Origin of the sequence: Halobacillus sp., assembly GCF_049282395.1 — a bacterium.
In the GTDB taxonomy this organism is placed as follows: Bacteria; Bacillota; Bacilli; order Bacillales; family Halobacillaceae; genus Halobacillus.
The window spans coordinates 45,316-51,315 of sequence record NZ_JBAPTY010000057.1 but is presented as its reverse complement, the minus strand read 5'-3'; the positions used below and the strand labels follow the sequence as shown (position 1 = coordinate 51,315).

The window sequence follows — 6,000 nt, the reverse complement described above, 5'->3', positions numbered from 1 at the left end:
CAAAAATATAGGATAGCTCGTTGTTAATTAATCGAGCATTTACAGGCACGGCAATGGCACCAATCCGGTGAACAGCAAAATAACTGATGACAAATTCAATCGTATTTGGCATATGGACCATTACTTTATCGGCTGGCTGAATACCGAGCCTCCGCAAAGCATGTGCAAACTGATTTACTTTAAAATTCCATTCCTTATAAGTCAAACGGGTAGTCGGAGTAATTAAACCCTCTTCTAGAGGATATTTACGAGACTGATAAGCTAAAAGTTCTGATAGATTCACAGGGGTTCCCCTCTCCTTTTTACTAACTCTTCTTCAAACTTCTGCAGCCATGAATTCATCTCAGTTTTCAGTTGCTCCAATTCCAATAATCGACGGTCAATTTCTCTCATTTTTCTGCGACCATACTCCATTGTTTTTTCTAATTGCTGTACACCCGAAGGATCAAGATCAATCAGTTGGATCATGTTTTTAATTTCTTCGAGTTGAAATCCATATTTTTTTCCGCGAAAAACTAGACTTAATCTGGTTATGTCTTTTCGACTGAATCGTCTATGTCCATTTTCACGATGGGGATGAACGAGTCCAATTTCTTCATAGTAGCGGATCGTTCTTGTGGTCACCTGAAATTTTTCTGCCACTTCAGCAATCGCTAAATCTTCAACCATCTTTCCCTCCCTAATGCGTTTGAAAATTCTAACAATTATACTATACCATTTACGTTAACGTTAAGTTCAACTATAAAAATTTGGAAATTATCACAAAAAAATACCCTGTTTGTTAAACAAGGGTATGCTGCCTTATAGATTCTGTCGTGATTGTAAAAGAAACAAAAAAGCGAGTAGGGATTGAGGAATTTCAGCGCGCTTCTTCCACTCTATTAGGTATCCATTTATTTTTTCAAAGCGTTGTGCGGCTTCTACAGGAATGGCATTCTGTTTAATAACAGCCCATACGTTCCCCTCATGGTCTTTTACCTTATAGTGTCCAATATAAGGGTCCCCCTCCGCACTCCATCTGCAATAATCTTTCTCTACATAGCGAAAGACCCTTCTGCCTGTGGTCTTATGTTTTGTATCCTTTGTGTAAGCCACATAATGCCCACTTGGAAGCTGGACATATCCGCGCCACGTAAATCCTCCCTTTTTCTCTATGTAGTATACAGCTTCTCCGTGTTGATTGTACATGATATAGTCTGCTGAAAGAATCGATCCATAATAAGCTAAAAAAGTCAGCTTATGCAGTAAGCTGGGTTCTTCTTTAATATGAGTGTATGCCTTTCCATCCATATCATATAATGTGGCCTGAAAAACGTTTTTCGTACTATGGCCCATATACATACGGGCTGGAAGCTTCTCAACTGGCTCTATTATAGGATCTTCTGTAAAACCGATATCGGCCTGTTTAGCTTTTTCATAATCACGAAAGCCGGTTTTTAACAAAGCAAGTCCGCTAATCGTTAACACAGGTCCGTACAGAAGACTCAGTGGAAAGCTTTGATATTGCCAGGCAAGTATACTTAGTAAGAAAAAAAGGCCGCCGGCGAACAACAATCCTCCCGTAATCAACTGCCTCCGGCCGTCCTGCCGGATCAGAGTTTGGACATTCATCATCTACTTCACCTCTCCTCCTATTTTACGATCCCTTTTGGTAAAAGTTTCATAGTTATAGTTTACCATATCCTCTTTTTTCCAATTTACCCACAAAAAAGAGCGCCCCGGAAATACGAGACGCTCTTAGGAGAAAGTTTATACATATTCAATTGGGACAACGGCTTCTTTAAGAAGCTGATCCAATTCTTGCGTGTACGTGCGTTTTTGTTCATCGGTGTAATTCAAGGCTTTTGCCATATAGTTAATAACAGCTTCCTTGTGTTCATGAACCCAGTTAATATTAAAGAATAAAGCTGCCGTCCTGCGCACAAAGAAGTCGACCGGTTTATACGTGAATTCTGCTTCCAGTGCATAAGCAAGCTGGGCAAAAACCACCGGTTCAAGCTGCGCCTGCTGAGCTTCCTGTTTACGGTTTTTATAAATATGGAAGACCGCATCTACATTGGATCCGTAAAGACGGACAAGTTTTTCGGCCGTCTCTTCGGAAAGACCGATGGATTCTCCAATCTGAATTCTCTCTTTTAAGAACTGCTTAAATCCTTGGGAGCCATTTACTTCTCCACCAGAAATCGGCATGTACTTCGTTTCAGAGTCAGAATAAAGAATTCCGTATTCCTCCATCAGTTGGTCACGTACCAAATCTACAGCTTGTTGAGACATCTTACGGTAACCAGTTAATTTACCGCCTGCCATAGAAATCAAACCTGAATCAGAAATAAAGATTTCATCTTTTCGTGAAATTTCTGAAGGATCTTTTCCTTCCTCATGAATCAATGGACGTACTCCTGCCCAGCTGGATTCTACATCTTCCGCCGTCACATCAACGGTTGGAAACATATCATGAATAGCATTAAGCACATAATCACGATCATCTTCCGTCATGGTCGGGTGTGAAATCTCATCAGAATACTCCGTATCGGTTGTACCAACATAAGTCTTACCATCACGAGGTATGGCAAAGATCATTCGACCATCCGGGCTGTCGAAATAAATTGCCTGTTTGAGCGGGAATTTAGACTGATCGAACACGAGGTGTATTCCTTTCGTAAGCTGAAGGGTTTTTCCTTTTTTCGATCCATCAATTTCACGCAGATCATCTACCCATGGTCCTCCTGCGTTAATAATTTTTTTAGCTTTCACATGATATTGCTTTCCGGAGATGGTATCTTCTATTTTAGCTCCGACCATCTTACCGTCTTCATTATAGATAAAATCAACCACTTTAGCGTAGTTAAGGGAGTTTGCCCCATGCTCTACTGCTTTTTTCATAACTTCAAGCGTTAAGCGGGCATCGTCGGTTTTATATTCTACATAGAAACCGGCCCCTTTAAGGTTTTCCTTCTTAACAAGTGGTTCCCGTTCTAAAGCTTCTTCCGGGCTGAACATCGTGCGGCGTTCCGATTTTTTCACCCCTGCCAGGTAATCATAGACACGCAGTCCAAGGCTCGTCGAGAATGGACCAAAGTTGCCTCCCTGATGGAACGGAAGCATCATCCATTCTGGTGTGGTTACGTGAGGACCATTTTCGTACACGATTTCACGTTCTTTCCCTACTTCTGCGACCATTTTAACTTCGAAATTCTTTAGGTAACGAAGACCGCCATGGACAAGTTTTGTGGATCGGCTGGAGGTACCAGCTGCGTAATCCTGCATTTCAACTACTGTTGTTTTCATCCCTCGGCTGGCTGCATCGAGAGCAATTCCAGATCCGGTAATGCCCCCGCCGATGACAAGGACATCCCAATCTTCTTGGGTGAGTTTATCAAAATGTGATGTTCTCTCATAACTTGAGAAGGGTTTCATGTTATCTCTCCTTATTTCGTTGGGCTTCATTAATGTTACCATCTTCTGCTACGTTTATTCCCCATTATTCGCGGAAATATGTGTGCATTTACCTATTGTGATAGAATCTTTGACCGGATATAAAAAAAGAGACCACGAGTCACTTTATGTTATGGGCATAAAGGTTCGTGGTCTCTCCATATCTCCGACCGATTGAATTAACTTGTATTTCAATTATATCAGATTATTTTCCGAAGTCAAAAATCAGTCCTGCTTAAATACGCGGGTAGCCTCTACTGCTTTTTGCCAGCCTTTGTATAGATCTTCTCTTTTTTCTTTGTTCATCGTTGGTTCAAATTCACGCTCTATTTTCCACTGATTCGCAATGTCCTCGCGAGTTTCCCAGAATCCAACGGCAAGACCAGCAAGATAGGCAGACCCAAGAGCTGTCGTTTCATTTACTTCAGGTCGTTCAACTGTAACGTCAAGCAGATCACTTTGGAACTGCATTAACAAGTTATTTTTCACTGCTCCTCCGTCTACCCGAAGTTTTTTGAGTTGAATGCCGGAGTCCTCTATCATAGCGTCCACAACATCCTTAGTCTGGTAAGCCAAAGATTCAAGTGTAGCCCTCACAAAGTGAGCTTTTGATGTGCCCCGTGTAAGACCAAACACAGCTCCCCTGGCATCACTATCCCAGTAAGGTGTTCCTAAACCGACGAACGCCGGAACGACGTAGACGCCCTCTGTGTTGTTAACTTTTCCAGCAATCTCTTCACTTTGAGGGGCATCTTCGATCATTTGAAGACCATCCCTCAGCCATTGAATCGCCGATCCTGAAACAAATATACTGCCTTCCAAAGCGTACTCAACTTTTCCGTCAATTCCCCAGGCAAGAGTTGTGAGAAGTCCATTATCAGATTTAACTGCTTCTTCGCCAGTGTTCATTAACATGAATCCACCTGTACCATAGGTGTTTTTAGCCATTCCTTTTTCAAAGCAGGCTTGGCCGAATAAAGCGGCCTGTTGATCTCCAGCAATCCCGGCGATAGGAACTTCTTTTCCGTAAAAATGATAATCAACGGTATGAGCATAAATTTCCGAGGACGGTTTGACCTCTGGAAGCATGCTTTTTGGCACGCCCAGGATGTCGAGCAGTTCGTCATCCCATTTTAAGTCAAAGATGTTATACATGAGAGTACGGGAAGCATTAGAATAATCCGTAACGTGAGCATTTTTTCCAGATAGTTTGTAAATCAGCCACGTATCGATTGTGCCGAACATCAATTCTCCATTTTCAGCTTTTTCCCGTGCTCCGTCTACATGATCTAGTATCCATTTCACTTTCGTACCTGCAAAATAAGGATCAAGCAAAAGCCCGGTTTTATCCCGGAATGTGTCATTCAAACCTTGCTCACGGAGTTCATTACAAATACTCTGGGTCTGACGGGACTGCCAGACAATCGCTTTATAGATTGGCTTACCTGTATTTCGATCCCAAACCACCGTTGTTTCCCGCTGGTTTGTGATGCCAATACCCGCCACCTGACCTGGGTCAATATCAGCTCTTCTAAGTACATCTGCAATACAGGCGAGCACCGAAGTCCAAATTTCGTTAGCGTCGTGTTCAACCCAGCCGGGTTTAGGAAAGTGCTGTTCAAATTCTTTCTGACCGGTTTCTACAATTTCACCTTCATGGTTGAATAAGATAGCTCGTGAACTTGTCGTTCCCTGATCAATCGATAAGATGTATTTTTCCATTGTTATAATTCCTCCTCTAATCATTAAGTATTAAGTAGTTTGGGCTTTCTTCAGCTCTATTCTCATGGATGAAATAAGCAGGGTTACTATAATTAAAGATAATACCCAGAATCCTGCCGTGTAACTTCCTTTGAATATGGCCTGGTAGAATAAACCTCCATACACGCCTCCGATAATCGGGCCAAGTACAGGCACCCATGAATAGCTCCAATCAGATCCACCTTTACCAGGAATAGGAAGAACAGCGTGAGCTATTCTTGGACCTAAATCACGTGCCGGGTTTATTGCGTAGCCGGTCGTAGCTCCAAGAGACATACCAATGGCTACAATTAACAAGCCGACAATTATGGGGTTCAGACCTTCAGTAAATTCGTTTGCCCCAATGAACAAAATCCCCATAACTAGTACGAAGGTTCCAATTATTTCACTGATCAAATTGGAAATTGGACTACGGATTGCTGGGTCTGTACAAAAAATAGACTTAATCGCTAATTGATCTTCTGTATCCTTCCAGTGAGGGATATAGTGAAAGAATACGATGACTGCGCCTATAAAAGCGCCTATCATTTGAGCAGCAATATACATGGGTACCTTTTGCCATGGAAAATCTCCAACGGATGCCAGACCAAGTGTAACTGCAGGGTTAATATGTCCACCCGTCAGTTTTCCTACGGCATAAACGCCCATAGCTACAGCCAAGCCCCATGCTACAGTAATGAGAACCCATCCTCCGTCTGCCTTCGTATCTTTCAAGTTGGCACCGGCAATAACGCCGCCGCCAAGAATGATAAGTATCATCGTTCCAATCAGTTCACCCATGAACTCAGTCAATAGTCTTCTCTC

General features: G+C 42.4%; 6 protein-coding genes. All 6 read right to left on the bottom strand.

What is annotated here, in order from left to right:
* Nucleotides 1–283 (bottom strand): AMP-binding protein (locus WAM07_RS02950; RefSeq protein ID WP_422164634.1); only part of this gene is annotated, 283 nt, incomplete at its 3' end.
* On the bottom strand, nt 280–669 hold the full coding sequence (locus WAM07_RS02945) for a MerR family transcriptional regulator (protein WP_422164632.1): 390 nt from the start codon (nt 667–669) through the stop codon (nt 280–282). The genes WAM07_RS02950 and WAM07_RS02945, both read right to left, overlap by 4 nt.
* Nucleotides 670–801: 132 nt before the next feature.
* The gene (locus tag WAM07_RS02940; protein WP_422164630.1) at nt 802–1,614 is read right to left on the bottom strand and encodes a hypothetical protein; all 813 of its coding nucleotides are present in this window, start codon (nt 1,612–1,614) and stop codon (nt 802–804) included.
* Between the two features lie 135 nt (nt 1,615–1,749).
* A complete protein-coding gene (locus WAM07_RS02935; RefSeq protein ID WP_422164628.1) occupies nt 1,750–3,417 on the bottom strand; it encodes a glycerol-3-phosphate dehydrogenase/oxidase in 1,668 nt (555 codons plus the stop codon).
* A 243-nt stretch (nt 3,418–3,660) separates the two neighbouring features.
* Nucleotides 3,661–5,157 (bottom strand): glycerol kinase GlpK, encoded by a 1,497-nt coding sequence (gene glpK / locus WAM07_RS02930; RefSeq protein ID WP_422164626.1) that lies wholly within the window; start codon nt 5,155–5,157, stop codon nt 3,661–3,663.
* Between the two features lie 30 nt (nt 5,158–5,187).
* A complete protein-coding gene (locus WAM07_RS02925) occupies nt 5,188–5,988 on the bottom strand; it encodes an MIP/aquaporin family protein (protein WP_422164624.1) in 801 nt (266 codons plus the stop codon).
* Nucleotides 5,989–6,000 lie beyond the last annotated feature (12 nt).

What these genes read in the sequence shown, in the direction of transcription:
- WAM07_RS02945 (WP_422164632.1), bottom strand. Translation starts at nt 669, where the DNA reads ATGGTTGAAGATTTAGCGATTGCTGAAGTGGCAGAAAAATTTCAGGTG.
- WAM07_RS02940 (WP_422164630.1), bottom strand. Translation starts at nt 1,614, where the DNA reads ATGATGAATGTCCAAACTCTGATCCGGCAGGACGGCCGGAGGCAGTTG.
- WAM07_RS02935 (WP_422164628.1), bottom strand. Translation starts at nt 3,417, where the DNA reads ATGAAACCCTTCTCAAGTTATGAGAGAACATCACATTTTGATAAACTC.
- glpK (WP_422164626.1), bottom strand. Translation starts at nt 5,157, where the DNA reads ATGGAAAAATACATCTTATCGATTGATCAGGGAACGACAAGTTCACGA.